Origin of the sequence: Robertmurraya sp. FSL R5-0851 (genome assembly GCF_038002965.1) — a bacterium.
Classification (GTDB): domain Bacteria; phylum Bacillota; class Bacilli; order Bacillales; family Cytobacillaceae; genus Robertmurraya_A; species Robertmurraya_A beringensis.
The window spans coordinates 3,282,900-3,308,340 of the sequence record NZ_JBBOOE010000001.1; the positions used below are offsets into that span (position 1 = coordinate 3,282,900).

At 38.0% G+C, this 25,441-nt stretch carries 32 protein-coding genes; 5 read left to right on the forward strand and 27 right to left on the reverse strand.

Features of this window, described 5'->3' with window-relative positions:
* Nucleotides 1-92 precede the first annotated feature (92 nt).
* From MKX65_RS16950 to gpr, 3 genes are all read right to left on the reverse strand, one after another.
* Nucleotides 93-422, reverse strand: a complete 330-nt coding sequence (locus tag MKX65_RS16950) for a DUF3679 domain-containing protein (protein ID WP_160547456.1) — start codon at nt 420-422, stop codon at nt 93-95.
* Nucleotides 423-442: 20 nt separating this feature from the next.
* On the reverse strand, nt 443-1,642 hold the full coding sequence (spoIIP, locus tag MKX65_RS16955) for a stage II sporulation protein P (RefSeq protein WP_340904687.1): 1,200 nt from the start codon (nt 1,640-1,642) through the stop codon (nt 443-445).
* 76 nt (nt 1,643-1,718) lie between these two features.
* Nucleotides 1,719-2,843, reverse strand: a complete 1,125-nt coding sequence (gene gpr / locus MKX65_RS16960) for a GPR endopeptidase (protein ID WP_340904689.1) — start codon at nt 2,841-2,843, stop codon at nt 1,719-1,721.
* Nucleotides 2,844-3,069: 226 nt separating this feature from the next.
* Between gpr and rpsT the strand changes: the two genes are divergently transcribed.
* Nucleotides 3,070-3,336, forward strand: coding sequence for a 30S ribosomal protein S20 (gene rpsT / locus MKX65_RS16965; protein WP_119709192.1), 267 nt, complete (start codon nt 3,070-3,072; stop codon nt 3,334-3,336).
* 56 nt (nt 3,337-3,392) lie between these two features.
* Here the strand turns inward: rpsT and holA are convergent, their stop codons facing one another.
* On the reverse strand, nt 3,393-4,415 hold the full coding sequence (gene holA, locus MKX65_RS16970) for a DNA polymerase III subunit delta (protein WP_340904690.1): 1,023 nt from the start codon (nt 4,413-4,415) through the stop codon (nt 3,393-3,395).
* Nucleotides 4,416-4,715: 300 nt separating this feature from the next.
* Between holA and MKX65_RS16975 the strand changes: the two genes are divergently transcribed.
* A complete protein-coding gene (locus MKX65_RS16975) occupies nt 4,716-4,850 on the forward strand; it encodes a YqzM family protein (protein WP_084361972.1) in 135 nt (44 codons plus the stop codon).
* A gap of 47 nt (nt 4,851-4,897) precedes the next feature.
* Here the strand turns inward: MKX65_RS16975 and MKX65_RS16980 are convergent, their stop codons facing one another.
* From MKX65_RS16980 to MKX65_RS16990, 3 genes are all read right to left on the reverse strand, one after another.
* Nucleotides 4,898-7,216, reverse strand: a complete 2,319-nt coding sequence (locus MKX65_RS16980; protein ID WP_340904692.1) for a DNA internalization-related competence protein ComEC/Rec2 — start codon at nt 7,214-7,216, stop codon at nt 4,898-4,900.
* A gap of 26 nt (nt 7,217-7,242) precedes the next feature.
* Nucleotides 7,243-7,740 (reverse strand): ComE operon protein 2, encoded by a 498-nt coding sequence (locus tag MKX65_RS16985; RefSeq protein WP_160547459.1) that lies wholly within the window; start codon nt 7,738-7,740, stop codon nt 7,243-7,245.
* Nucleotides 7,741-7,806: 66 nt separating this feature from the next.
* Nucleotides 7,807-8,439 (reverse strand): helix-hairpin-helix domain-containing protein, encoded by a 633-nt coding sequence (locus MKX65_RS16990; protein WP_340904693.1) that lies wholly within the window; start codon nt 8,437-8,439, stop codon nt 7,807-7,809.
* A gap of 85 nt (nt 8,440-8,524) precedes the next feature.
* Here MKX65_RS16990 and comER point away from each other — a divergent pair, with 85 nt between their 5' ends.
* Nucleotides 8,525-9,364 (forward strand): late competence protein ComER, encoded by an 840-nt coding sequence (gene comER / locus MKX65_RS16995; protein ID WP_340904694.1) that lies wholly within the window; start codon nt 8,525-8,527, stop codon nt 9,362-9,364.
* Nucleotides 9,365-9,404: 40 nt separating this feature from the next.
* Here the strand turns inward: comER and MKX65_RS17000 are convergent, their stop codons facing one another.
* The 8 genes from MKX65_RS17000 to MKX65_RS17035 all read right to left on the reverse strand — a co-directional run bounded on the left by MKX65_RS17000 (nt 9,405) and on the right by MKX65_RS17035 (nt 14,484).
* The gene (locus tag MKX65_RS17000; protein ID WP_340904695.1) at nt 9,405-10,169 is read right to left on the reverse strand and encodes a class I SAM-dependent DNA methyltransferase; all 765 of its coding nucleotides are present in this window, start codon (nt 10,167-10,169) and stop codon (nt 9,405-9,407) included.
* Entirely contained in the window at nt 10,166-10,522 is a 357-nt protein-coding gene (gene rsfS / locus MKX65_RS17005) for a ribosome silencing factor (RefSeq protein ID WP_160547463.1), read from the reverse strand. Before rsfS ends, MKX65_RS17000 begins: the two co-directional genes overlap by 4 nt.
* 4 nt (nt 10,523-10,526) lie before the next feature.
* Complete coding sequence (gene yqeK, locus MKX65_RS17010; protein WP_160547464.1) at nt 10,527-11,093, reverse strand: bis(5'-nucleosyl)-tetraphosphatase (symmetrical) YqeK; 567 nt, start codon at nt 11,091-11,093, stop codon at nt 10,527-10,529.
* Nucleotides 11,062-11,649: a nicotinate-nucleotide adenylyltransferase gene (locus MKX65_RS17015; protein ID WP_160547465.1), complete on the reverse strand. Its 588-nt coding sequence runs from the start codon at nt 11,647-11,649 to the stop codon at nt 11,062-11,064. Before MKX65_RS17015 ends, yqeK begins: the two co-directional genes overlap by 32 nt.
* A gap of 15 nt (nt 11,650-11,664) precedes the next feature.
* Nucleotides 11,665-11,955: a ribosome assembly RNA-binding protein YhbY gene (yhbY, locus tag MKX65_RS17020; RefSeq protein WP_160547466.1), complete on the reverse strand. Its 291-nt coding sequence runs from the start codon at nt 11,953-11,955 to the stop codon at nt 11,665-11,667.
* Nucleotides 11,956-11,957: 2 nt separating this feature from the next.
* Nucleotides 11,958-12,788 (reverse strand): shikimate dehydrogenase, encoded by an 831-nt coding sequence (gene aroE / locus MKX65_RS17025; RefSeq protein ID WP_160547467.1) that lies wholly within the window; start codon nt 12,786-12,788, stop codon nt 11,958-11,960.
* Nucleotides 12,789-12,862: 74 nt separating this feature from the next.
* Nucleotides 12,863-13,966, reverse strand: a complete 1,104-nt coding sequence (gene yqeH, locus MKX65_RS17030) for a ribosome biogenesis GTPase YqeH (RefSeq protein ID WP_340904698.1) — start codon at nt 13,964-13,966, stop codon at nt 12,863-12,865.
* A 2-nt stretch (nt 13,967-13,968) separates the two neighbouring features.
* Entirely contained in the window at nt 13,969-14,484 is a 516-nt protein-coding gene (locus MKX65_RS17035; protein ID WP_340904699.1) for a YqeG family HAD IIIA-type phosphatase, read from the reverse strand.
* A gap of 279 nt (nt 14,485-14,763) precedes the next feature.
* On the opposite strand from MKX65_RS17035, the gene MKX65_RS17040 reads away from it, so the two are divergent.
* Entirely contained in the window at nt 14,764-14,898 is a 135-nt protein-coding gene (locus MKX65_RS17040; protein WP_119709206.1) for a sporulation histidine kinase inhibitor Sda, read from the forward strand.
* A 44-nt stretch (nt 14,899-14,942) separates the two neighbouring features.
* Here the strand turns inward: MKX65_RS17040 and MKX65_RS17045 are convergent, their stop codons facing one another.
* Nucleotides 14,943-15,728: a phosphatidylserine decarboxylase gene (locus MKX65_RS17045; RefSeq protein WP_340904701.1), complete on the reverse strand. Its 786-nt coding sequence runs from the start codon at nt 15,726-15,728 to the stop codon at nt 14,943-14,945.
* Nucleotides 15,729-15,844: 116 nt separating this feature from the next.
* Here MKX65_RS17045 and pssA point away from each other — a divergent pair, with 116 nt between their 5' ends.
* Nucleotides 15,845-16,384, forward strand: a complete 540-nt coding sequence (gene pssA, locus MKX65_RS17050; protein WP_160547471.1) for a CDP-diacylglycerol--serine O-phosphatidyltransferase — start codon at nt 15,845-15,847, stop codon at nt 16,382-16,384.
* A 32-nt stretch (nt 16,385-16,416) separates the two neighbouring features.
* Here the strand turns inward: pssA and MKX65_RS17055 are convergent, their stop codons facing one another.
* From MKX65_RS17055 to MKX65_RS17105, 11 genes are all read right to left on the reverse strand, one after another.
* A complete protein-coding gene (locus MKX65_RS17055; RefSeq protein ID WP_340904703.1) occupies nt 16,417-18,213 on the reverse strand; it encodes a M3 family oligoendopeptidase in 1,797 nt (598 codons plus the stop codon).
* Between the two features lie 107 nt (nt 18,214-18,320).
* A complete protein-coding gene (locus MKX65_RS17060; RefSeq protein ID WP_340904705.1) occupies nt 18,321-18,464 on the reverse strand; it encodes a hypothetical protein in 144 nt (47 codons plus the stop codon).
* Between the two features lie 124 nt (nt 18,465-18,588).
* Nucleotides 18,589-19,314 (reverse strand): RNA polymerase sporulation sigma factor SigK, encoded by a 726-nt coding sequence (gene sigK, locus MKX65_RS17065; RefSeq protein ID WP_340904706.1) that lies wholly within the window; start codon nt 19,312-19,314, stop codon nt 18,589-18,591.
* A gap of 155 nt (nt 19,315-19,469) precedes the next feature.
* The gene (locus MKX65_RS17070) at nt 19,470-19,706 is read right to left on the reverse strand and encodes a DUF5348 domain-containing protein (protein WP_169102663.1); all 237 of its coding nucleotides are present in this window, start codon (nt 19,704-19,706) and stop codon (nt 19,470-19,472) included.
* Nucleotides 19,703-20,503, reverse strand: a complete 801-nt coding sequence (locus tag MKX65_RS17075) for an ExeA family protein (RefSeq protein ID WP_340902837.1) — start codon at nt 20,501-20,503, stop codon at nt 19,703-19,705. The genes MKX65_RS17070 and MKX65_RS17075 overlap by 4 nt, the downstream gene beginning before the upstream one ends.
* The gene (locus MKX65_RS17080) at nt 20,496-21,851 is read right to left on the reverse strand and encodes a DDE-type integrase/transposase/recombinase (RefSeq protein ID WP_160549919.1); all 1,356 of its coding nucleotides are present in this window, start codon (nt 21,849-21,851) and stop codon (nt 20,496-20,498) included. Before MKX65_RS17080 ends, MKX65_RS17075 begins: the two co-directional genes overlap by 8 nt.
* A 44-nt stretch (nt 21,852-21,895) precedes the next feature.
* Entirely contained in the window at nt 21,896-22,411 is a 516-nt protein-coding gene (locus MKX65_RS17085) for a DUF6431 domain-containing protein (RefSeq protein WP_160549921.1), read from the reverse strand.
* 723 nt (nt 22,412-23,134) lie between these two features.
* Nucleotides 23,135-23,275 carry a YrzI family small protein gene (locus tag MKX65_RS17090; protein ID WP_340904708.1) on the reverse strand — a complete coding sequence of 47 codons (141 nt, stop codon included), beginning with the start codon at nt 23,273-23,275 and terminating at the stop codon, nt 23,135-23,137.
* A gap of 339 nt (nt 23,276-23,614) precedes the next feature.
* Nucleotides 23,615-23,866, reverse strand: coding sequence for a YrhC family protein (locus MKX65_RS17095; RefSeq protein ID WP_340904709.1), 252 nt, complete (start codon nt 23,864-23,866; stop codon nt 23,615-23,617).
* A gap of 88 nt (nt 23,867-23,954) precedes the next feature.
* Entirely contained in the window at nt 23,955-24,656 is a 702-nt protein-coding gene (gene mtnN, locus MKX65_RS17100; protein ID WP_340904710.1) for a 5'-methylthioadenosine/S-adenosylhomocysteine nucleosidase, read from the reverse strand.
* A gap of 24 nt (nt 24,657-24,680) precedes the next feature.
* Nucleotides 24,681-25,343, reverse strand: coding sequence for a YrrS family protein (locus MKX65_RS17105; RefSeq protein WP_340904712.1), 663 nt, complete (start codon nt 25,341-25,343; stop codon nt 24,681-24,683).
* Nucleotides 25,344-25,441 lie beyond the last annotated feature (98 nt).

Genomic DNA, 25,441 nt, shown 5'->3' on the forward strand with positions numbered 1-25,441 from the left:
TTATAGCAGTAGGTAAAATAAGATTCAATAGAGAAAAGCGGAGGGAGCTAGCCATATAAAGAAAAAACAGCAATCCTGAGATTGCCGCATTTCTAGCTATTTCTAATCAGATCAATCGTAATATCTACTATACCCGTTACAATGTCTGCTAGTGTTTTGCCCAAGTCTGAGAAGAAGTTATAGGCTTCCATTTCTTCTAGCTGTTCTCTTTTTTTATTAATATCGTGACTATCTACATTATTTCCTAAAACCGATACTTGGACATTTTCTTCTTGTTCGTTAATAGTGAATGCACCTTTAAAATTAGGATCATCAAATCCCTTCATGTTTACGATCCCATTGTTTGCAATTTGCATTCCAAATAATACGGATAGAAACATGAGAGACATTAGCAATATGCTTTTAAACATAAACATTTTCATAACTATCACCTAAATTTACATTATTGCTCCTCAGAAGGAACGGTTACTGGGTAATTTACCTTTTCTGCTTCCCAGAAAATCTCGCTAAATACATCTGCAAATGCATCTGCTGAAAGATTAAGCTCGTCAAAGTTGTTATCCACTCCACCAAATTCTATTAATAGAGCATTTCCAGAAAGGTCCTGATTGAAACGGCCATTTGTACTAGCTCCGCTTTTTTGGATAATTCCTCTGCTTATACCAGGATATTTTTCCTCGAGCTTATAATGAATTTCTGTTGCGAGCTTAAGGTTCTTCTCATAATTTGGGTGTTCAGCTCCAACAACAAAAGCTAGCTTTGCATAGGACTTACCATTAATTACTTTTGTCGTATCTTCTTTTCTTTTAGAATCACGGTGAATATCTATTAAATACGAAAGATTTGAGTTACTAGCCATTGCCTCTTGAACCATCTGTCTTGATGCATCGTATGAGCGACCATATGTCCAGCCATTTGCATGCAATCGATCCGTGACATCTGTTTTATCTAAAATCGTACCAACCCCATAACCTTCTAGTTTTTCTTGAAGTCGATCGCCAATTTTTGTCACATTGATTTCAGAGTGTTGTGCACTATTGGCATTGGTTACCCCTTCTAAATATGGGAGATATGATTCTCTTGTATGAGAGAAATAAATGTACGCCACCTTTTTATCCCCTGTCGTTAAAGAAGGTGGAGCGCTTGGTTTCGATTCATCCTCTTTTATGTCATCCACATTTTGCAAGCTTGCCTCATTTTCTTTCTTTAACGCTTCTTCTGCTGGTGCAGATTCAATTGGCATATTTGTATAGTTGGTTCCTTCCCCAGCAACAAGAATCTTTCCATCAAATAAGGAAAAACCCGGAAGTTCTCTACCTAGTAAGCTCCGCGGATCATCAAGATTCACATTGGTGGAGGCTTTAAACAAGACACTCGACATACTCGGAACTTCATCTCTTTCTACTAATCCACTCATAAAATAATGGTTTTCTCTAGCCATCAACTGAAAGAGTACATTTCCGCTCACATTCGTAGTCGCTTTGTTCACACTCGATGACCTAAGCTGATATTGTGGATTTAAAGAAGTTAATAGTCCGCTCACAGAAAAGAGTAGGAAAATCAACAACAAACACGATAAAATGAGCTTTAAAATGCTTGTCCCTTGAATAGTTACAACATAGGGGGTTTTTTGCAGTTTCATTATTCCACCTCTTAGCCTAGTCTAGTAAATGATATGTACTTACTAGAGAAGGTAGAACAATAAATTTTGCTGAAGTCTATCTTGTATAGAAACCTGCATTATCTTGATTTACAGCATCATGCAAAGCAGCATTTAATCCATTTGCAATTAAATTAGACATATCTTCAATAAATACATCTACTTCCTTTGGCGTTACCATTAAGTTATGTCCAAGCGGGGACAAAACTTCATGAATCAATCTTCTTTTTTCATCTTCTTCTAAAGTGCCAATCATTCCAAGAAATGTATTTCGGTGATGTTCTTCAGGCATATCTTCGTCAGTCAATTTTTTCTTCTCACCAAACGTCATTCCTGCTGGCGCTAAAGCTCTAGAAGGGCGATTTCCTTCTTTTAGCTCCCGTCCAAAATGCTTTAAAATAAAATCAATCGTATCACTTGTAATGGAAACCGCGTCAACTACCGTTGGTACACCCACTGCGATAACTGGTATTCCTAAGGTTTCTTCACTTAGCTCCTTACGCTTATTTCCTACACCAGATCCTAGATGAATTCCTGTATTTGATATTTGAACTGTTGAATTGACCCTTTCAATGGATCGCGAAGCTAATGCGTCAATAGCTATAACAAAGTCAGGCTTCGTTTTTTCAACCACTCCCCTAATAATGTCACTTGTTTCTATGCCAGTTAAACCCATTACACCAGGAGCTAACGCACTCACTGGACGATAACCTTCGTCCACGCTCTCAGGACTTAATTGATATAAATGTCGCGTAACTAATAGATTTTCACACACTTGTGGTCCAAGGGCATCAGGAGTAACGTTCCAATTCCCTAAACCAACAACAAGACAGGAAGCATCTTTATTTATTCCTAGTCCACTTATAAAATGGGAGAATTCTCTCGCAAACGTTTCTTCAACCTTTTTTTGTAAATCTGTGTCCTGTTGTCTAATCCCTTGCACTTCGATGGTTAAATATTTTCCAGCTTTTTTATTTAACTCTTTCTCTCCTTCACTCGACACTTCTACTAACGAAAGCTTGATCCCGTTCTCCTCTTTTTCTTTAATAACCACACCGTTTATATTCGAGAGATCTTGTTCATCTGTAACATTTTTCCCCCTGCTTGCAATCACCATCTCCCTTGCCTCCACTGCCAAATCAGTGCGGATGGAATATCTACTTAAATCTATTGATTCTTTCATCATATGCCCCTCTCTTTCGTTAAATTAGATAAGAAACTAGCAACTATTATTTCCTTTTCTATATGAAACCATTCAAATCCATGGATATCAGCGAATATATTTCCATTGAAAAGTATTGCAATAGTATTCACCGAATGATAAAATGTGTTTTGTTCTTAATTTACGTAAATTAATGAATGGTGATAGTCGAGTATATAATCTCGATGCTTTGTAGGAGGTGAAAAGAATGCCAAATATTAAATCTGCAATCAAGCGCGTGAAAACAAGCGAAGAGCGTAATGCACGTAACACGATGGTGAAATCTGCAACACGTACGGCTGTTAAGAAAGTAGAATCAGCTATCGTAAACGGTGACGCTACTACTGCACAAGAGAGCTATGCTCTTGCTGCAAGTAAACTTGACAAAGCTGCAGCGAAGGGTCTTATCCATAAAAATGCTGCTGCTCGCAAAAAGTCTCGTTTAATGAAGAAATTAAACTCATTAAACTCTTAATTTTTGCTAATCATAGATAAAAAGCTAGATCCTTATCGGATCTAGCTTTTTTTGATTTATGAACCAGAATGTAAATGAAATAAGAACATTTCAATTAGAAGCTCCTTGTTCATTCCACCTGTTTTCGCTTGATAATCAGAGTCCGCTAACATTTTCATAATTCTCGTTAGCTCTTCATCACTAAATTTCACGGCTTGGCCTGCAGCTAGTTTCACACGGAATGGATGTACTTTTAAATACCCTCCCATTTGCTGTTGACCGTATCCACGTCTTGCTAATTCCTTTACCTGGTAAATTAACCGGAACTGACCTGCAATAATCGCTAATATTTTTAGCGGTTCTTCATTTTGTCTTAACAAATCATAATAAATACGTAATGCCTCGTCTACTTTTCGGTGCACCACTTTATCAACGAGAGTAAAAATATTTTGTTCCAGTGAGCGTGACACGAGCTTTTCTACTGTTTCAGCATCAATTTGTTTTGTCTCATTGCAATATAAGCTAAGCTTGTCCACCTCTGAGGTTAATAAAAATAGATTAGTCCCCGCTAATGCAAGCATCCGCTCTACTGCCTCGTTGTCTATGATTGTACCATTCGCTTTTGCTCTTTGGACAATCCAATTCTTTAGTTCGTGTTCCCCAAGTTTCTTTGCTTCCGCCACAACAGCTGTTCTTTTTAATTCCTTTGTTAGCTTTTTTCGTTCATCCAGCTTTTCATAGGGCGCTACCATCACAACAATCGAATATGGGGACGGCTCCTTCATGTACTGTTCTAATCTTCCTAGCTGATGTTCCACTTTGTCCTTCGTTTTTTCAGCCGTTAAGAACCCTGGATTATTTAAAAATATCAGCCTTTTATCCCCTAAGAATGGAATGGTTTCGGCATCCTCTAATGCTACTTCAATCGGGATTTCATCTAAATCATAGGTGGATAGATTAAAATCACTTTCATCTTCACCCAATACATTTTGAATAAAAAGCTGCTTTGTTTCATTTACTAAAAACGATTCTGTTCCATACAAAACGTAAATTGGGGAAAATTCTTTCCTCTTAATTTGCTTCCATAAATCAAAAATCACTTTTCCTCGCTCCGTTCAGGAAAATAGGTTACTTAATTATCCTAATGAAGGATCAAGGATTTGACAAGCATTTTAAAGGGAATTGATCAATCTCCTGACCAATTCCCATCTATAGAAACGCTGAAAAAAGAGGCCTAGGATACTCCTTTTACAGCGATAACCCCCATTGTATACATTATTGTTACCGTACATCTAAAAAGTATTTGTGACAATCACTGACAAGCTAGGAAAAGAAACAAGAGGATCGGTAGATTTTTTTTATGAAATCGCTTATACTAAGATTGATTAGGAGGGGTAGTTGTGAACGAATTTGAGAAAAATGTGCAAAGTAAACGTAATGACGCTGTTGATTCTGGTGTAGGGTTCATCGTTTCCTTCGGTTTTTTTGCAACTTTATTTATCATTGCAACTGTCATTAAACTCGTAGGGGCATAAAGTTCTGCTACATAAAACATAAGGAGACTGCTGCTGCAGTCTCTTTTTTATGGGTTTGTTACATCATATGGGATATGTCTAGAAAAGGTTCCTGTCCCATTCTGAAAAGTGTAAGTAATTGCACCATCTGTGTCAGTACGGAAAATTTTTATATTTCTTTCCTTTAACCGATCCAAAACATCTTGATGTGGATGCCCAAATCGATTGTTCTTCCCAACAGATATTACCGCGACCTTCGGCTGATAGGCTTGAAGAAGAGTAGCAGATGTAGAGCTTTTACTACCATGATGTCCGATTTTTAATACATCCACCGGTAAGCTAGGATACTCACTCAATAGTCTTTCTTCTCCTTGTTCTCCTAAATCACCTGTAAACAACCAAAATAAACCTCCTAATTGAACATGAATAACCACTGAATTATCGTTTCGATCCTCTAGTTCAATAATGGGACTCACGATTTTAAAGGTCGATCCCTTTTCTTCCCAACTCATACCGTTCTTCACAAATATGATGCTTGTTTTCCTTTCTTTCGCTAGTTGAATCATTTCATTTTCCAAGCTAGAACGATTCGAAACATAAGGAAGGATTAATTCTTTCACTTTCATTGTTTCGAGAACAGACTTTGCTCCACCAATATGGTCCATATCACCATGCGTTAATATTAGTTTATCGATTGTGCTTATCCCTTTCCCTTTTAAAAATGGGACGAGAATATCATTTCCAACTTCAAAAGGATTTCTCGGCCTTTCCCATTCCTCCTCATTGAAAGAAATAGTCCCTCCAGTATCTATCACATAAGTTTTTTTATGAAAACCGTTCTGTACTACAATACTATCTCCTTGACCAACATCAACAAACGTGATTTGTCCTGAGAATGAATAATGGGATAAGCAGTAGGAGAAAGTGAGGGTAAAAACACAAGGAAGGATTGAAATCAGTTGGCTTTTTCTTGTCTTCCCGGTCTCCCATTTGCAGAGTAAATAGACAATAGAGCCTATTAGGAGAAGTATCATCCATACGGAAGGACGGCCAATAGTGACTGTCTGGTACGGGAAAGAAGCTATACGTACAGTTAATTGGTTCATTAAGGTAATGGCAAAATCCACTGGCTTTACCATAATTGAGATAGGCTCTCCAAAGATGAATAACAGAAAAAACAGAGTGATAAAACTAGGGTTTATGATTATTGTGAAAATGGGAATATAAATGAGGTTTGCCAACAATGACAACAGAGAAAATTCATAAAAATGATAGAGAACGATAGGGAGAGAAGCTAACTGAGAAATAAATGACGCTTTTATTAAGAGGAATTTTGATGGCTTTAATAATCCTTTGGTGGAAAGAAGTAATGTGAAGGTCACACTAAAGGAGAGCTGAAACCCTACATCAAATAGGAGATAAGGTGAAAGAAATGCATAAACCATGAATACGATACTGCAAATATCAAGTGTGGCTAATCTTGACTGTGATACGAGCTTAACGAACAAAAATAGAAACATCATCATCGCTGCTCGAAACACAGGAGGAGAGGCACCTGACAGATAAGTAAAAATGGGTAGGTAGAGGAGAAGAACAATGATCATGCGTTCCCTTGTTACTCCTAAGCGCACCCCGATATAATGAATCATACTTACGTAAAGAGCGACATTCGCCCCAGAAATAGCTAATAAATGTATGATTCCGAGTTTTTGGTACGCTTTCTCTAAGGATGGATCAAGTATCTGTCTTTCTCCAAACAACAACGCGCTAGCTAAGGAAGCGACGGAATTCGGAAAATACGTTTCCAATAACCGAATTGCCTGTTGCCTTTGCTTTTTGATAATAAGAATAGGTCCATTAAGCTCTTTACAATTGCCCCATTGATCAACAACTAACTGCCAATGAATGTGTTGATGAGTTAGATAAGATTGGTAATCAAAGGCATTAGGGTTGGTTTGTCCATTCACTGTTTTTAAACTACCTTTTATCTGACAAGAAAATCCAAGGAGCCTTTCCTTATTTAAACTGGACTTTTCCTCTTCAGATTTCATTCGGTATTTAATTAATAGCTTTTCTCCTGTTGAATCCTTTGCAAAACCACTTAGGAGACTGCCATTAAGCGATACTTCATCTTCGAACAAAACAGTAAACTGTGTCTCACTCCCATGAAAACCAGATTCATTTCTGTTGATATCAATCCTTGCCTTCGAATAGAAAACAAGGACAATCATCAAGATGATATAAATTTGTCTTTTTGAGAATTTCTTATAAAACAAAAATAAAATCAAAAATAAAAAGAGTGAGAGCTTGACCATAATTTGGGGCTGAAAAGCAATAATCAAAGCAAGTAAAGAAGCAATGGCAAAATAGATCCCTCTTCCTTGCAAGATATCACCCCCTGAAAAATATTATATTATTCTTGAAAATTCCAACTTAATCGGCCTGAATTATCGTTTTTATTGTTAAGCTCATTTTCAATATCCATTTCTAGCTTTATCGCTTCCACATTGCTTATGCGAAGTAGATGGTAACAATATTCGTGATTTTTATAATCATGCGTGTAATAGATTTTTGTAATACCTGCTTGTAGTATCTTTTTCATGCAATGTATACATGGAAAATGAGTGACATAAATTTGACTTCCTTTTGTGGAAACTCCTTCAAGAGCACACTGAAGAATCGCATTTTCTTCGGCATGCAAACAACGAAGACAGTGATTATCAACGACGTAACAGCCCGCATCTAGGCAGTGATCATCTCCACTAATTCCCCCATTATAGCCAGTTGAAATGATTCGATTATTCTTTACCAAAACCGAACCAACATTCAGTCGATTACAGGTGCTTCTCATACTTATCAGATGCGCATTTAGCATAAAGTATTGATCCCAAGTTAAACGAGGGTTGCTCATATTCCCCACTCCCGATTTCTCATTTTCTACTAGTCTAAGGGAAATTGTCGATTTTAGTCAATGCTGTTATTTTACGATGATGAGATTCTGCAACTTTTCAAATGTCTTATCACCAATTCCGGTAACAAGCTTTAAATCATCAATTGTTTGAAATAATCCACTATCTTCACGATAGGCTATGATTGCTTCCGCTTTAGACGGTCCAATTCCAGGGAGATTTTGCAAATCATCGGATGTGGCAGTATTAATGTTGATTTTGCCTGCTTCTTGACTTGTAGAAATAGAGGTAGACCCAGCACCGGCAGTCACAATCATATTTTCCCCTTCTTCTCCTATTAAAGGTATATATAAAACCATTTCATCTGTCACCCGCTGAGCAAAGTTAATTTTTGTCTCATCCGCTCCTTCCTTTAATCCTCCAGCTTTTTCAATCACATCGATTACCCTTTCATCTAGCATCACTTCATAAACACCTGGATTCTCTACTGCTCCTTTAACATCCACCAAATTCTTTACATCAGGTTCCTGTACAAGCGTCTCTTCGTGAACTTCCGTATCTTGTTCTTCTTCACTTGGAATCGTCCATTCATTTTCCACTTCTGTTTCGTTTACAAGATTGCGAGCAAAAATTAGCATTCCAACGACGATAACAAAAGAGGCAACAATAAACCATTTATACTTCTTTACAGAGTCAATCATCTTGTTACTCCTTTCTAGGCATATTCACTAATTTAATTACATACTTTTATATGAGAATGCTTGCTTTTTGAAGGAGGGAAGTACATTGAAAATCGGAGTGATTGGTACAGGGAATATGGGGAGGATATTAATTGAGGCACTAATTGATGGAAACGCCATTTCCCCTTCTTTTATGAATGTGACAAATCGAACGCTTAGTAAAGCAATGAATATAAAAGAAGTGTATAATGACATCGCCGTACTTTCTGATGCTAGAAGCGTAGCAAGAGTATCAGATGTCTTGTTCTTATGCATAAAACCCAAAGACATTCATAGCGTACTAATGGATATTAAGCCGTTTTTACACTCAGAGAAATGTGTTGTATCCATCACTAGTCCTATCAGTGTTAATCAAATTGAGTCAGTGGTAGACTGTTCGGTGGCGAGAGCTATACCTAGTATTACCAACCGGGCACTAGCAGGTGTATCTTTACTAACGTTTGGCAATAGCTGTACGGGGGAATGGAAAGATAAACTACTTCAGCTGTTTGATGCGATTTCCACACCGGTGTCCATAAATGAGGATATTACAAGGGTAGGATCAGATATCGTAAGTTGTGGACCAGCATTTTTTAGCTACTTAACGCAAAGATTTATTAATGCAGCTGTAGCAGAAACAAAAATTGATGAAGCAACTGCAACGACACTTGCTAGCGAAATGTTAATAGGGCTTGGAGAATTGCTTCGAAAAGGATTTTACACACTTCCAACCCTACAGCAAAAAGTTTGTGTAAAGGGCGGAGTAACTTGGGAAGGAATTAAAGTGTTGGATGCAGAGCTTGGAGACGTATTTGAGCACCTCTTTCAAGCCACTCATACAAAATTCGAAGAGGATGTTTTTGAAACACAAAAACAGTTTCCAATAAATAATTCTCTAAAGAAATAATAATTCCTGCAAATGAATAAAAAAAAATCGGCTGTTTATTTTAATCAGCCGATTTTTCTGTCTGCTTTTTAGCTAAGAAAAAAATTCTTTCTGCCTCAGAAGTTATGTGATCGTCCCTAAAATCAGAGAAAGTCTCTAGTACATAAAAACCACTTGCTTCTAACCAATTTTTATAAACATCTACCGGAAAGGTTCTCTGGCTATGAAATTCATCATAGCGGTCATACTTCCCAGACTCATCATCATGAACAAAAAAGGTAAGTTCATGTTCAATACTAATTGGATACTCTCCTTGGAAGCAATTCCAAATATAACAAATATCCTCATCATCATGGGTAAATGTTTGATTCATAAAAATATTCATGATTTTATGAACGGAATGAACATCAAATAATAGAAGTCCATCTTCATCAAGTAAGTTATAGACCTTTTCAAACGTTTCTAATACTTCTTCTTCCGTCTGTAGGTAATTTAAGGAGTCACAAAATATACCGATAATGTCGAATCTCTCATACAAGTCAAGTTCAACCATATTTTGTTGATAAAAAGGAAGCTTCAGCCCATTGGTCTCAGCTTTCATGTGAGCGACTGTAAGCATGTCCGCTGATAAATCGACACCTGTCACTTCGAAACCAGCTTTTGCAAAGCGTACTGATAACTCACCTGTACCACAGGCTAGGTCTAATAGTTTCTTTCCCTTACACTGGTATTTGCTCCATTTTTCCGTTACGATAGATACCCATTCATCATACGGTACATCCTTCATTAATTCATCATAAAGGTAGGCAAATTTCCCATACGTCATTGAGTAAGAACACTTTCCATGTTTTCTATTGGTGCATCACCCCATAAACGCTCGAGGTTATAATAACTTCTTTCGTCTTTATGGAATATATGGGCAACCACATCCCCTAAATCAAGGAGGATCCATCTTGCCTCATCAAAGCCTTCCATTCTCTTAACCATATTGCCATTTTCCAATGCCTTTTCCTTCATTTCTCTGGCAATCGCTTGAACCTGCTTATCAGAGTTTCCGTGGCATATAATAAAGTAATCAGAGATGAGTGAAATGCCTTGCATATTTAATACAACAATATCCTCTGCACGCTTATCATCAGCAGCCTTTACTGATGTTTCTAATAATTGACGATTGGTCATCCAATCAGTCCTCCTTTAAATGAATGAAATAGTTATACGTTTGGAGCGTCAACGGAAAAACCGCTCGTTTCTTTTTTACTAAGAAAATAATTGAATTCTGAATAGAAAGCAATAACGCTTCATTCAAATCATTATCAGCTACCTCTCTGACCTCATCGACACCTGGAAATTGCCTCCCCGGTTCAATGTAATCAGCCACATAAATAATTTTTTCAAGCAATGACATATGCGGTCTACCAGAAGTGTGGTAACGAATTGCCTGTAGCACATCACGATCATGAATACCAACTTCATTCTCCACTAAATAAGCGCCTACTGGAGCATGCCAAAGTTCACTATTATAGGAAAGCAGTTCCTCAGGCATTTTTTCTTGAAGAATGATTTGTTTCATCTCTTCTTTAGGACGAAACTTTGCATAATCATGAAAGATTGCTGCCAACTCCGCTTGTTTCTCATTTGCTCCATATTTTTTGGCTAGCTTTACAGCTGTTTGTTCTACCCCTAGTGTATGCTGATAACGATGGTCGGTTAATTGCTCTCTAACAATCTCTAACGCTTTCGCTCGATCCATATAACTGATGCTCCTTTATATATTGTATGACGGAGTCAGGGGTAAGATAATGAATAGTATTCCCATTCTTTACTCTTTCTCTTATTAAACTAGAAGAGACGGCAAATTCCGGAATATCTATATAGATAACCGGATAACTTGTCTGCAATACGTGTTCTGGTCTTTGCACTCCGACAAAAGTAACAAGGTTCAATAAATCATCAATCTTGTACCATTTGGGTAAATATTCAACCATGTCTGCCCCGATAATAAAATAAAACTCTGTACCCTCATTTTTCTGATGCAGAAGCTTCATCGTGTCATACGTATAAGACGGACCACTCCGCTCCAACTCTATTTTTTCAACTTTGAAATCGGCATGATTACTTATTGCCTTTTCAAGCATGGTCACTCGATCGATCGTGCTTGTCCCACTTGTTGATTTATGCGGTGGTTTCGAATTAGGCAAAAACCATATTTCATCTAGCCCTAAGGAATCTAATACCTCGTTTGCAATAAGTAGATGTCCATTGTGGGGTGGGTCAAAGGTTCCCCCTAAAATTCCAATTTTCCTCATAAGGACCTCCTCGGATTAAGGAAGCTGTAATTGTTTATTTTCCTCAGACTCTTTATATAAAACAATGGTAGATCCAATTACTTGAACAAGTTCCGCCTTACAGCCTGACGATAACTTAACTGCTACTTCGTCCTTGTCCTCATCACAATTTTGTAACACACTTACCTTCAGAAGTTCCCTAACCTCTAATGCCTCATTGATTTGTTTAATCATGTTATCGTTCACTCCACCTTTTCCTACTTGAAAAATAGGGTTTAGATGATGAGCTTTTGAACGTAAAAATCTTTTCTGCTTACCAGTTAACATTCTTATCCTCCTAATCGGTTTAAAACCAATTTTTCCATTCTCTTTTGGTCCGGGAAAATTCCGGTCCATTTTTTAAATGCTAATGCCCCTTGAAGAACGAACATATCGATTCCATTTTGCGTGCGAGCCCCTTTATCCTTTGCAGAACGTAAAAATAAAGTTTCAAGAGGGTTGTATATAATATCACTTACAAAACTATTTTCTTTTAAGTTATGTAAAGAGAGCGGTTGGCATTCTACATTTGGTGCCATACCAATCGATGTTGTTTGTATAATAATATCATACTCGTCCAAATCATTCTCAGCATCTTCACGCAGTAATACACTGGAGTTGACCGTATATGGACATTGAGCAATTAATTCAGCTGCTTTTTCACTTGTACGATTGGTAACATCAATGTTTTTAATCCCCATGGAAGCTAAAGTAAAATAAATGGCTCTTGCAGCCCCTCCAGCCCCAACAATGAGAATTCGATGGTTGAAAAGATCTGGAATAATATTCATAATTCCTTTCACTGATCCTTCGCCATCAGTGTTGTATCCAACGAGCTCACCATCCTCATTTACGACTGTGTTTACTGCACCGATCGCTTCGGCTAAAGGATCTAAGCGATCAAGCATCGGAAGGATATCGACCTTATGTGGAACAGTCACATTAAACCCACTAATTTGTATCGCTTTTAATCCTATGATCGCTTTCTGTAAGTCTCCTTTTCTTACATGAAGCGCATGATAATGAGCATCTATATCATAAAAGCCAAATAAATCATTGTGCATGGCAGGCGACATAGAATGAGCGATCGGATCCCCAATTACCGCATACAGCTTTTTCAAAAAAATCCTCTCCCTTGTTGTAGCCTTGAGTACTTCATGAGGTTGATCAAGCTGATTTACTCTAAAAAGCTAAATTATATAAGCGATTTTCTAATCATTGCATGAACACCCTTAGGAACATACGCTGCAATTTTCACTCCAGGTTCGTTTACCGTGATCCAACCCAGACCGGAAAACACGATGTCTGTCTTCTCTTCTTTAATCATAAATTCCTGACGAATGAGTGGTGGAAATTCTTCCAATTCATCTGTTCTTGGAGGTGAGAGCATGTCACCCACATGCTTTTCGTATAACTCATCAGCATGATCAAGTTTTGTACGATGAATATTAATTTCATTAGAAAAATGACAAACAAATGATTGTCTTCCTCCACTAATAAAATCAAATCGGGCAAGTCCTCCGAAAAATAAAGTTTGTCCTTCGTTCAATTGGAAGACTTTTGGCTTTATTTCCTTTTTTGGAGTGATAATTTTCAAATCCTGCTTACTCACAAAATGAGCCATTTGATGGTGATTGATGATTCCTGGCGTATCTATAAGATGCTTACCGTCGGAAAGTGGAATCTCAATAATATCCAGAGTCGTACCTGGAAAATGGGAAGTCGTTATCACATCCCCTTCTCCCGAGACTTCCTTTAGGATCCGGTTAATAAATGTGGATTTTCCGACATTTGTACAACCTACTACATACACATCCTTGCCATTTCGATACTCGTCGATTGCTTCAGCTACTTCACGAACAAAATGACCTTTATGTGCACTCACTAAAAACACATCTTCTGGATGCAAACCGAGTTTTTTTGCTTCCCGCTTCATCCATTGAATGACCTTATTTGGCTTTATTGAGTGCGGAAGAAGGTCCACTTTATTACCAACAAGCAGGATTTTGTTCTTCCCTACAAAACGGTGTAGACCAGGTAACCAGCTACCGTTAAAATCAAAAATATCGACAATTTTTACAATAAGCGCATCCGTTTGGGATAAACCATTCAGTATTTTTAAAAAGTCATCATCTGTTAAACTAACATCCTGGATCTCATTATAGTGTTTTAAACGAAAACAGCGTTGGCAAATAATGACTTCCTTTTCAAGTGCGGATGGAGGCGCATAGCCTAAAGCCTCCTTATCCACTGTTTGGATATCTACCCCACAGCCTATACACGAAAACTGTTCACTCAAACTTAATCCTCCCATACAATCATTCCTTTTTTACGGAACCAATTCAGTATTCTTCGCTCAACTAATCGATTAAACTTTGTCACAAATCCATCTGTTGAGGCTACAGGTACAACAAGAATGGTATGTAACCCGCTACGGTTACCACCTAGAACATCAGTAAGTAGCTGGTCTCCGATAACCACCGTTTCATCCTTAGATGTTCCCATTTGCTTCATAGCCTTTTTAAAGGCTCTTGCCAAAGGCTTACGAGCTTGAAAAATAAAAGGTATATTTAGTGGATCAGAAAAAGCTTTCACTCTTCCTTCATTATTATTAGACACGATCGTCACAATAATATTATGTTTTTTCATTTCCTCAAACCATTTGATAAGGTTCGGTGTTGCATTTGGACGATCCCATTCGACAAGAGTATTATCTAAATCGGTAATAATCGCCTTAACTCCTTTTTCCTTTAAACTTTCAGGAGTAATTTCAAAAATACTTTTGACATGCTGATCCGGCAAAAACTTCTTAAGCATTTCTTACACCTCATTAAATTAATGAAAATTTTTCGACAAATTTCACGGTCCTTCAACACTGTGGATAACTTTATACACAAAACTCACACTGTCATAAAAAGGAATTACACTTTTATAAACAAATTAATCACAAGTTATCCACCATAACTTGTGGATAACAGAACGATTGTTCTGTTTTATTAATTTTGATAGAGTAGGAGTACAGCTACATAGCCTACATTATATGATGAATCACCATGCAGTAGAACCATTCACAAGAAAAGAAAGGTGTGATTTCCATTGCGTAAATTATCGGATGACTTACTTGTTGAATCTTATTTTAAAGCGAGAGAACTACAACTAAGCAAAGATTTTATTTATTTAATTGAGACAGAAATTCACCGTCGTTCATTAACTCACAAAATCATTGTGTAAATAGCCCATAGTTGGGCTTTTTTCATTACGCTCACAAAACAATATCATGTCTCTTTTAATAACGCAATTCTTTCTCCCACTTTGATAGGAAATGGAAGCGATTTTTCTAAAGTTGATTGGATAGAGTCTTTTTCAAACAATAGGACGACCGTTGATCCAAATGTAAAATACGCGAGTTCCTGGCCCTTTTCTACATGTTCATTCTCATGTGTAACTTCAATGGAGTTCACAAACATGGCCCCTACCTTCACCACTGCTATATGACCCGTCTGATGCTTAATTTCGGTCACTGTCCGATAATTTTTCGAGAGTGTACTTTTCCCATATTTTAATCCAAGAGAGTTGACTGGATATGATTTCTTTCCGAGTGTCCAACTGGCTGTAACCCTTCCAGTAATGGGACTATGAATACGATGGTAATGACTCGGGCTTAAGTACAAAACCATGAAGGTTCCATTTATATATTTTTGTAAAAGCGCATCATTACCTAACATTTCTTCAATTGAGTATGTTTTCCCCTTCACCTCAATCAATTTCTGTTCTGAAATAGGTCCAACTTCCTCAAGTACGGCATCAACTGGACTAGTAACAGCTTGTGCGTCCTGATTAATCGGCCTACTCCCTTTCCTCAGCTTTCGGATAAAGAAATCATGGAGTGTGGAGAATTCCTTGAGATCTCCTTCCATTTCCTCCGTATCGATTTGATAGATTCTTGAAAAGTGAGGAACAACATAACGACTCATATTTGATGTAGCAAATCTCTTCAACAGCGAGGAAGACCATCTGCCATTGGTTAATTCAATCATGAAACGATAAATGGTTTGAAACAATGTATTGACCTCCGTTATGGGAAAATTCTCATGCAATAAACGAATAAAACAAGAACACCAATCATTACTTATAATTAGGATGTTTTTTACCATTTCCATATAGGGGTGAGGCATATTTGTTTTTATTAAACGTACTCGATCAAACACTCAAAAAATTAAGAATTCAAACGGCCAATCTTTTAACATTCATCAATCTCTTTCTTGGTGGGTTTGCAGTGATTGAGAGCCTTAAAGGGAATTTAGATTTGAGCCTTTTATTAATTTTTATTGCTGCATTCGTTGACCGATTTGATGGAATGGTTGCCCGAAAACTTCATATTGAATCAGAACTTGGCAAACAATTAGATTCCATGAGTGATATTATATCATTTGGTGTCGCACCTGCACTATTGATTTATCAAGGAATATTATTTGAGTTTGACTTTCCTGGAACGTTTTTTACGATTTTTTATATCGCGTGTGGGGCGTTTCGTCTTGCTCGCTTTAATATTAGCGAGGATCAAAGCTATTTTACCGGTTTACCGATTACAGCTGCTGGCTGCTTATTGACCTTTAGCTATCTATTGCTTCCGTTTCTACTTCCTGAAATGTTCCTCTTTTTCATTATTATTCTTTCTTTTTTCATGGTTAGTCCGTTCAAATTAAAAAAAATATAGACACAGTCTTAAAAAGCCCGTGTCTATATTTCTCATTTCGTTAACGATAAAAATTCCTCAACATCAGCTACACATAGCTGTACAGCTTTTTCCCAAAAATCCGGCTTTGTTAAATCAACATTCAAATGCTTCCAAGCTAATTCCTCTACAGTCATAGAGGCTGTATCTTTTAACAGCGCAACGTACTTTTCCTCGTAGCCTTCCCCTTCTTCTTGTGCCTTTGCATAAATTCCTAGTGAAAATAAATAACCAAATGTGTAAGGGAAATTATAAAAAGGAACGCCTGTGATAAAGAAATGTAGTTTAGAGGCCCAGAACAATGGATGATACTCATCTAATGCCCCCCCATACGCCTCTTCCTGTGCTTCTTTCATTAATTGATTTAAACGTTCTGTTCCTACGACTCCATTTTTTCTTTCCTCATAGAAGCGTGTTTCAAATAGAAAGCGAGCGTGTATATTCATTAATAATGCTACTGAACGCTGTATTTTATCCTCTAATAACGCTAGCTTTTCCTCAGGGTTCCTCGCTTGCTTGACTGCAGCATCAGCTACGATCATTTCTGCAAAGGTCGAGGCTGTTTCTGCTACATTCATCGCATAATTTCTATTTAAATAATGTTGATCTCTCATTGCATATGTATGGAAGCCGTGACCTAATTCATGTGCAAGAGTTGAAACATTTGATGGTGTTCCCGAGAACGTCATAAATATTCTTGACTGATTACTCTCAGGGAAAAAGGTATGAAAACCACCAGGTGCTTTTCCAGGACGATCTTCCGCTTCAATCCATTTCTGTTCAAAGGCCTTTCTCGCAAAATCAGTCATTTCTTTTCCAAAGCGAGAAAAATGCTCAATAATAAATTCAGCACCTTCTTGATAAGAAACCTTTGATTCTACCTGACCGATGGGTGCATCTAAGTCATACCAACTTAACCGATCCTTCCCTAGTAAGTTCGCTTTTTTCTCTAAAAATGTTACAAAAGGAGCTTTGGCATCGGAAATCACCTGCCACATCGTGTCTAAAGTTTTCTTCTGCATACGATTTATTTGTAATGGCTCCTTTAAAACATCTTCCCATCCACGAAGCTTATACGTGTTTAATCGAAATCCGGCAAGGTGATTGAGCGTTTTTGACAAATACTCTGCTTTTTCAGACCAAGCTTCCTCCCAACCTTCAAAGATTGATTTTCTTACCACTTGAATTGGATGTGAGAACTTATTGGCTGCTTGCCCAACCGATAACTCCTTTGTTTCATTTCCTTCTTTAAATGGAACTTTAATCGTACCCACGATGGTATCATATAATTGCCCCCATCCATGATAGCCATCAATGCTTAATGCATTAATGATTGTTTCTTCTTCCTGAGAAAGTCTCTCTAATGCATTCATACGTCTTTCATGTAACACAAACTGCAAGGGATGAAGAGATTCTCCCTGAAGCAATTCTTCCCAAATTTGATTGTCGTAGGTAGTTAATTTTTGATCAAAAACCGTGAGCGCATTTTGTAAACTCGCACTAAGCTCAGTTACTTGCCCACGAAGTGCGCTAACTTTCTTATCGTTTGTATTTTGTGCATGTAAACAGCTAACAAATGCCCCTGCCTGGCGGATCTGTTTCGCAACTGTTTGAAAGAATTCAACCATTTCTGCAATTTGTTCTTGATCGGTTATTTTATTTGAAGGTTGCCAATCTCCTACCCTGCTTCGAAACCTTTCAACATCTTCCTTTGAGCTATGTATGTGATTAATAAATGCTTGAGAAGAACTTCCCCCTGAAAAAAACACGTCAAGGTCCCATACATCATAATAAGTACTTCTTTTCGTCATCCATACCCCTCCTAATCATTGTCTATTTTATTATAAATTTATTTTTCCGAAAACTCTACGAAAAGTTTCGAATACCGAAAGACCCACCAGAATGATGGGTCCAAAAATTAATATCGATAACCAGCAAAATACCACCAACCACCGAAAATGAGTAACAGGACAAACAAAACGATAAGCAGTGCTAAAGCTACTCCACCACCACCATAATATGGTGCTTGATAAGCATATGGATAAGGATAACCGTATGGCATTTTTCACCCTCCTTTACACTTATATCCTACTAATCAATGTATGATCATTGTCCATATTGGTGTAGGCAAATGCGGACTTTCTCTGCATTCAAATAGGCATAGATTGTTCTATGCCTGCTTCCTTCTAACTTTGAGAATCACGCTTTCTCTTTTCCTTCTCCGCTCGATAAAATTCATGAAACATCTTCATTAATGCTCTCTTTTCAATTCTTGAAACATAGCTTCTTGATATGCCTAACTCTTTGGCAATCTCTCGTTGTGTTTTTTCCTTTTTTAAATCGAGACCAAATCGACCGACGATTACTTCCTTTTCCCTGTCATCGAGCACGTCTATAAATTCTTTTACCTTTTCAAGCTCCATATTAAGTTGAATGGTTTCAATGACATCCTCCGATTCTGACTTCAACACATCGATTAATGATATCTCATTTCCTTCTTTATCCTGACCAATTGGATCGTGAAGGGACACATCTTTTTTGGTCTTCTTTAAAGCCCGTAAATGCATGAGGATTTCGTTTTCTATACAACGAGCCGCATACGTAGCAAGTTTTGTTCCTTTCCCTTCAGAATAGCTTTCAATGGCTTTAATTAATCCAATGGTTCCTATGGAGATTAAATCCTCTGAATCTTCTCCCGTATTCTCAAACTTTTTGACGATATGAGCGACGAGACGGAGATTATGTTCAATAAGCATATTACGAGCATGAGCATCACCATCTGCCATTAATCGTAAATATTTCTTTTCATCTGCCGATGATAATGGTTGTGGAAATGCATTATTTTTAACATAGGAAACTAAAAACACCATTTCCTTAACTAAATAGCTAAGTGCAGTCAATATACCTGACATTTATTCCACCCCACTTTCAGGACTTTCCCCCATGTTAATACCTATTGTTAATGGCGTTTTATTATGTCCCGAAATTGACGTTACTAATTGTCCCAACACTGACGGATTCACTGTCCAAAATGAAGGGGAAGCACCTTTATGCTTCCCCTAGAATCTTACAAATCAACGTGATACGTTTCATTATTCTTAAGGTAGAACCTAATCTCATTTCTGCCAGTAATGATGTACCAGTCTCTACCCAGTTCCAAACGGCAAGATAGAATCTTTCCATTTCCTAGATGGAGATCAAACCATTCACCGCAACGCATTTTATAACCTGTATTATCTCCCCAAAACACAACCCAACAATCCAACTCAGCGTTGTAGTTCATTTCTTTCCAGCGGCTTTTCATGAAAGTTCCCCCTGGATAACTTGCTTAATCATATGATCATCAATGATTCTTCGACCATTTTGTGAGCCATATAAAAGACTATGTGTACAAAGTTTATTAATGAGCCTTGCGGCACCACCAGAGAACTGATGAATTTCATCAAGCGCCCCATCAGAAAAGATAGGTTGATCAACTCCGGCATAACGAAGATGCCTAGATACATATTCTTCAACTTGAGCACGATCGAGATGGCCTAGCTGGAATTGGATATCGATTCTTTGGCGTATGGCTGCATATGATTGCAGTCGAAGTCGATCCCATAGCTCGCTTTGACCGACGAGAATAAGCGCCATCGGACTTTGCGAATCCATTTTGAAGTTTAATAGAAAACGAACTTCTTCAAGCATTTCCCGGTCCAGAAGGTGAGCTTCATCCACTACTACAACTGGCTGGAGTCCTCGTATACCTTTCATCAATTCTATCTCTCGGTGAAGCTGCCGTTTCGCATCTCCTCGATAAAACTTCGCTTCAGAGCCTAGTTGTTCCAATAGCCCTTTATAAAAATGGCGCGGGGTTAATTTTGAATCTGATAGATAAAGGACATGAAATTTTCCTTTATCTAATCTATTCACAAACTTACGGATTGTCGTAGTCTTTCCTGTACCACTATCTCCACTTAGGACCGCAAAAAGCTGTCTATCGGCTGCATATTTTAGCCTTCCAAGGATTTCTTGCATCATGGAAGAATCATAAAGTTGGTCTGTTGGTAGATCTCTGGTAAAAGGTGTATTGTCCATTTCATAAAAGGTTTCAAACACGAGAATCATCCTCCTTCCAGACAGCACGGAAGGTTACGGCAGGTTTTTGTTCGATTTGACGTTCCTGATTCTTTCGTTCAGCTGCCTTTAATAGTCTTGAAGAGTCAACACTCTGCACCTTCAGGTGCTCAGGTAATTCAGGCCGTTTTCCAGCTCTTTCCCCAATGACAAGCTTTCTAGCTTTCCAAGGAGTATAACCCTCGAACTCAATGGTAAGTTCCTCGATATTCGCAGGATCATAGACAACATCAACCTGTCGTCCAATAAATGTTAAACCCACCTCATATTTGTGATCCATGAAACTGATGCATCCTGACTTATCAACTTTTCTTGTTTCGCAATGAAGAAAGGCATTGCTTAAAGTATCAGGATCGATAAAGCGAATTGCTTTCCTGTCCGAACGAAAAGCTGTTTCCGGACTAATTTTCTCCCCAAGTGCAGAGTGAGGCTTATTCTGATAACACTCTGTCAACCACACCTGAAAAAGTTCATTCAGTCGATCTAGAGTATTGGGCTTTTCGATGACAGCTTCACTAATAAATGAATCTATAACTCTATTAAATCTTTCAATTTTTCCTTTTGATTCGGCAGAATAAGGCCTTGTGTAAGTAAGACGAGTGCCAATTTTGGAACATGTGCGTGACATCCACTTGGTTCTATATTGCTTTCCATTATCAAAATACACTGCTTCCGGAACACCATATTTTTGGATTGCTTGTCGGAATGCATCTTCAATGATTCTTGAATCTAGAGTAGGATAAAAGGCTGCATGAACCACTAACCTTGTGGCATCGTCGATAAAAGCGACAAGATATACTTGTTTCTTGATTCCATTTGGACCAATAGGTAAATATGGGCCATATTTGATATCTGATTGCCAAAGTTGGTTCCGATGCCGTTTCTGAAATCGTCGGGCGGCAACTCCAGTTTGAGAATATAGGCGCATATGTCGCGAACTATATCCTTTTTCAGTCAGCTTTTCCTGCAGTGTGGATCTTTTAATTTGTCCTGGTTCAGCTAATTCTTCCCATTCAAGAATCTGGATAATCTGTGCCACACTACGGCTTGGCACTTCTTTTCGAAGAAGAATAGCCTGTTCCAATATATGAGGAGGGATAGCTTCTGACTTTTGAGAACCTTTTCTTCCTTGTGGCTTCAATCCCCCAAATCCATCCTCACGAAATTGAGCTAAATATCGCCTAATAGTTCTTTCTGAAAGGCCATTGGCTTTCGCAATCTGTTCTTTTAACTCTTTTAATTTTCCAGCATCAAGTCCTTCTGCCAATAAAGGGGATATCAGCTGAAAACGCTGCACTGCCAATTCTTCTGATTTCTTATGATTCCTCATGATACACTCTCCTCTCTGTGTCTATCATGAGTGTAAATCAGGGGTTATTGGACAATGAATGCAGAACGGGTATGTATCCAAAAATTAATATTTACAATGGGCCGGACAATTCTTGTCAGCCATCCATTGGCATCTCCTGCCAAGCGCCCTATCCTTTGAAGTGCAGTCCCTGAACTTTCGGACGAGAAATCCAGAGGGATGTTTCCTTGATTGGTTCTGATCATGATGGATGTTAAACACCCCAACCAATAATCCACAAATTCATGAATCCAGCCATGCCATCTCGAAAGAGTAGAATCATCGGCTGGAACAGTATGGTCGGATGGATTCGAGAGAACGCTTTCAATACATTCAGCTTCATAGCGCTTATAAGGGATTAATATATCCGGCAGTTCATGATGTATCGTACAGCAACAAGTGCACCTTAGTCTTCGGATGTTATAGGTCTTACTCTGCCCTGAATGATCAATAGATTTACGATTCTTAGATCCTATTACCAACATGTCTTTCCCACAACATGGAGAAGGAATCCTCCCCGCACCTCTAACGAAAAACTCCAGTTAGATTGTTTTCAATCAGCTTATAATCTGATACAATAACCATATACTTTTTGGTGGGACGTCTCCCGTATAACTGTTGGCGCAGTTATACATTATGGGAGTCGTCTTTTCCTTTCTCCGGAATATATTCATGGACATTATACTCGACCACTTCCGGACAGGCAATACCGTCAACTTTCGGTAATTTAAGAGTGTCAAAAACAACCTATGAAGCGAGGTGGTCGTATTTGTCTGTCCCACTTAATTATATTTAAATAGAAAAAGACTATTAAAAAAAACACCGACATGGTGGTCGGTGTTTCAAGCTTCTATTCTACGGAAACTTCGGCAGCAATAATACAACCTACAGATCCGCATATAATTAAACCCATAACGATTGCGAACATGTTACCACCCCTATTCTTCCTTTTGTTACTTCGAATGTACCATATTATTCAGAGCAAAATGGAGAAAGGATGTGAACATTTTGTTACTTATGAAGCCTACATAATGCGCTAAGTCACTTAAATCCAGAGATCTCCGGGGGAAGAACTCTACTTTAGTTTTCTTAAACGATACATTTCTAGAGATAGCAACAATACACGGAGGAACATCTATTTCCCCTCCTCACCATAAATTCGTTAGGTGGTATCCTTCTCCACCCATAAAACTGCCTTACGATCTTGCATGAAATAAATCATCTTCATTCCCACCTTTCTTTATTTTTTTGTTGTTATTCTAGCCTTAAAATAATCGTTGAATGGAAAGCATACGATCGCGAGTAGCTTCATATTGCTTTTTTGCCATTTCTGCTCGTTCGTATTCAGCAGCTGACACATTACGTTTTTTAATTGTAACTGTTAAGAATAATATATTCAGGGTCATATCTATCACCTCCTTATTTTGCACACAAAAAAGCCGCAGAGAGCCCCTGCGACTTTTAGGCATATAAAAAGCCGCAAGAGTACATTCTCCAAGCGGCTTGAAATGGCATAAGTTATGTTCACATTTACTTAAGCAATTCATTCCTATTGGTCGAATGCGTGAAATATTTAGTTGTCTTCTTTTCAATAGCTACAGATAATTTAATCATTTCACTCGACCTCCTTTTTAGAAATTATTGCTTACAGTGGTAATTATATCCACTATTACCATTTATGTAAACCCCTTTTTCAAAGATTTTCTAAAAAAAAATAGCCCTCAGGCAGGCTGAGAGCTATCTTCCTATTCATTTATGTCATCAAGCTTTGTTTTTATTTGCTTCGATAAAGTAAAAAAGTAAATAGAACCCGCTAAAAACAGCATAGATGAGCACATCATCATATATAGATCGATTAGCACTTTTTCACCTGATGGAATGATAACACCTAGGTAAAAGAAGCTGCCTACGGCAAGTAGAACAACCGCAAACCTCTTATAGTCAATCATTTTCTCTTCAAGCATTTTCCCTGCATTGCTATCTTTCACTATACTCACCTGCAACCTTCTCTTGTTCTATGAAACTACTTTATCATAGAACGCTTGGTTAGTGAGGATGTAATTAATAGCAATTTTTCCGGATAGTTTAATCAGCCTTTAGCTTCTCAACGATTTTCATAACCAAAGAGGCTGAATGAAGTGCTGCTTTTTCTAAATATTGTTCGAAGGAAACATCTGATTCTTTCCCAGCGATATCAGACAATGAACGTATAATAACGAATGGAATCCCAAATTGATAGGAAACTTGGGCAATTGCAGCTGCTTCCATTTCGACCGCCTGTAAATCAAGAAATTTATCACGGATAGCATCCACACGCTTCGGATCATTCATAAAAGAATCACCTGTTGCGATTAACCCTTTCACAACTTGCACACTACCAATTTCCTTTGCCGCTGTTTCTGCTATCTCAACAAGCTCGGAATTAGCCTCAAACGCTGCAGGAAGCTGTGGTACTTGACCATATTCATATCCAAATGCTGTAACGTCTACATCATGATGGCGAACTTCAGAAGAGATAACAACATCTCCTACATTTAAATCAGGATGAAAGCCTCCAGCTGATCCTGTGTTAATCACATAATCAGGTTTGAATCTATCTAATAGAATCGTTGTGGACATTGCTGCGTTTACTTTCCCTATTCCTGAGCGCAATAGGATTACCTCAGCCCCATCCATACTACCTGTTGTAAACTCACATCCTGCAATTGTTTGTTGTTCCGGGTTGCTGATTTTTTCTCGTAATAAAGCTACTTCTTCTTCCATTGCACCAATAATTGCGATTTTCACTTATAAAGACCTCTCTCTATTGTTTTATTCGATCGACGCTAGTTCTTCCACTAATGTAGGCTTCCAACCTTCCCCATCCACCCACTCAATGGAAACACGATAAATTTGGGTTCTGTCCTTTGAAAAGACGGTTCCTTTTGATTTATTATGACCATCATTTCCAAGGAACTTGATCGTCATATTATCCTCTGACAACCCAGTGGCATATTCAATGGCAGAAACCATTTCATCCCAATCCACACCACTATACACGCTTGTATGTTCACCTGTTTGGCTCGTTCCGACTGGCTCCCAATTTGGGTTAACAATGGTTCTAACTACATTAGAATCCGCGCCGCCTTCTGTCACAATTGTTTCTTCGTTATCATTAGAGCTAGCTTCCTCGCTCGACTCTTCACTTAAGGACGAAGAGTCTGAAGACGAATCTCCCTCATCCATTTCTGAGTCAGCTCCTTCTGTTACTTCCTCCGAAGACTCTTCTTCTTCATTCACATCATTTGAAGCTTCTATACTTTGTTCCTGCTCTTTTTCTGTCGTAGCTTTATCATCGTTTCCTAAAAAAATCACTCCGGAAACAACAATAATTAAAACCAATACTATTCCAATGAGACCATTTAAAATCAGATTTGTTTTACGACGCTTCGACCTTTGATTAAATCTTGATTGCTGAAAATCATCTTGCATCATACGAACCTCCTAGACCTCTTTTGAATATCCTTTTAAGAGCGAACTCGCTATACATTCTACCACTTTACTAGAAATTCGAAAAGGACAATCACGTTACA

What these genes read in the sequence shown, in the direction of transcription:
- MKX65_RS16950 (WP_160547456.1), bottom strand. Translation starts at nt 422, where the DNA reads ATGAAAATGTTTATGTTTAAAAGCATATTGCTAATGTCTCTCATGTTT.
- spoIIP (WP_340904687.1), bottom strand. Translation starts at nt 1,642, where the DNA reads ATGAAACTGCAAAAAACCCCCTATGTTGTAACTATTCAAGGGACAAGC.
- gpr (WP_340904689.1), bottom strand. Translation starts at nt 2,843, where the DNA reads ATGAAAGAATCAATAGATTTAAGTAGATATTCCATCCGCACTGATTTG.
- rpsT (WP_119709192.1), top strand. Translation starts at nt 3,070, where the DNA reads ATGCCAAATATTAAATCTGCAATCAAGCGCGTGAAAACAAGCGAAGAG.
- MKX65_RS16985 (WP_160547459.1), bottom strand. Translation starts at nt 7,740, where the DNA reads ATGAGCAACCCTCGTTTAACTTGGGATCAATACTTTATGCTAAATGCG.
- MKX65_RS16990 (WP_340904693.1), bottom strand. Translation starts at nt 8,439, where the DNA reads ATGATTGACTCTGTAAAGAAGTATAAATGGTTTATTGTTGCCTCTTTT.
- MKX65_RS17000 (WP_340904695.1), bottom strand. Translation starts at nt 10,169, where the DNA reads ATGACGTATGGGAAATTTGCCTACCTTTATGATGAATTAATGAAGGAT.
- rsfS (WP_160547463.1), bottom strand. Translation starts at nt 10,522, where the DNA reads ATGACCAATCGTCAATTATTAGAAACATCAGTAAAGGCTGCTGATGAT.
- yqeK (WP_160547464.1), bottom strand. Translation starts at nt 11,093, where the DNA reads ATGGATCGAGCGAAAGCGTTAGAGATTGTTAGAGAGCAATTAACCGAC.
- MKX65_RS17015 (WP_160547465.1), bottom strand. Translation starts at nt 11,649, where the DNA reads ATGAGGAAAATTGGAATTTTAGGGGGAACCTTTGACCCACCCCACAAT.
- yhbY (WP_160547466.1), bottom strand. Translation starts at nt 11,955, where the DNA reads ATGTTAACTGGTAAGCAGAAAAGATTTTTACGTTCAAAAGCTCATCAT.
- MKX65_RS17035 (WP_340904699.1), bottom strand. Translation starts at nt 14,484, where the DNA reads ATGCTTAAGAAGTTTTTGCCGGATCAGCATGTCAAAAGTATTTTTGAA.
- MKX65_RS17055 (WP_340904703.1), bottom strand. Translation starts at nt 18,213, where the DNA reads ATGACGAAAAGAAGTACTTATTATGATGTATGGGACCTTGACGTGTTT.
- MKX65_RS17060 (WP_340904705.1), bottom strand. Translation starts at nt 18,464, where the DNA reads ATGCCATACGGTTATCCTTATCCATATGCTTATCAAGCACCATATTAT.
- sigK (WP_340904706.1), bottom strand. Translation starts at nt 19,314, where the DNA reads ATGTCAGGTATATTGACTGCACTTAGCTATTTAGTTAAGGAAATGGTG.
- MKX65_RS17070 (WP_169102663.1), bottom strand. Translation starts at nt 19,706, where the DNA reads ATGAAAAGCCGCTGGAAAGAAATGAACTACAACGCTGAGTTGGATTGT.
- MKX65_RS17080 (WP_160549919.1), bottom strand. Translation starts at nt 21,851, where the DNA reads ATGAGGAATCATAAGAAATCAGAAGAATTGGCAGTGCAGCGTTTTCAG.
- MKX65_RS17090 (WP_340904708.1), bottom strand. Translation starts at nt 23,275, where the DNA reads ATGACCCTGAATATATTATTCTTAACAGTTACAATTAAAAAACGTAAT.
- MKX65_RS17105 (WP_340904712.1), bottom strand. Translation starts at nt 25,343, where the DNA reads ATGATGCAAGATGATTTTCAGCAATCAAGATTTAATCAAAGGTCGAAG.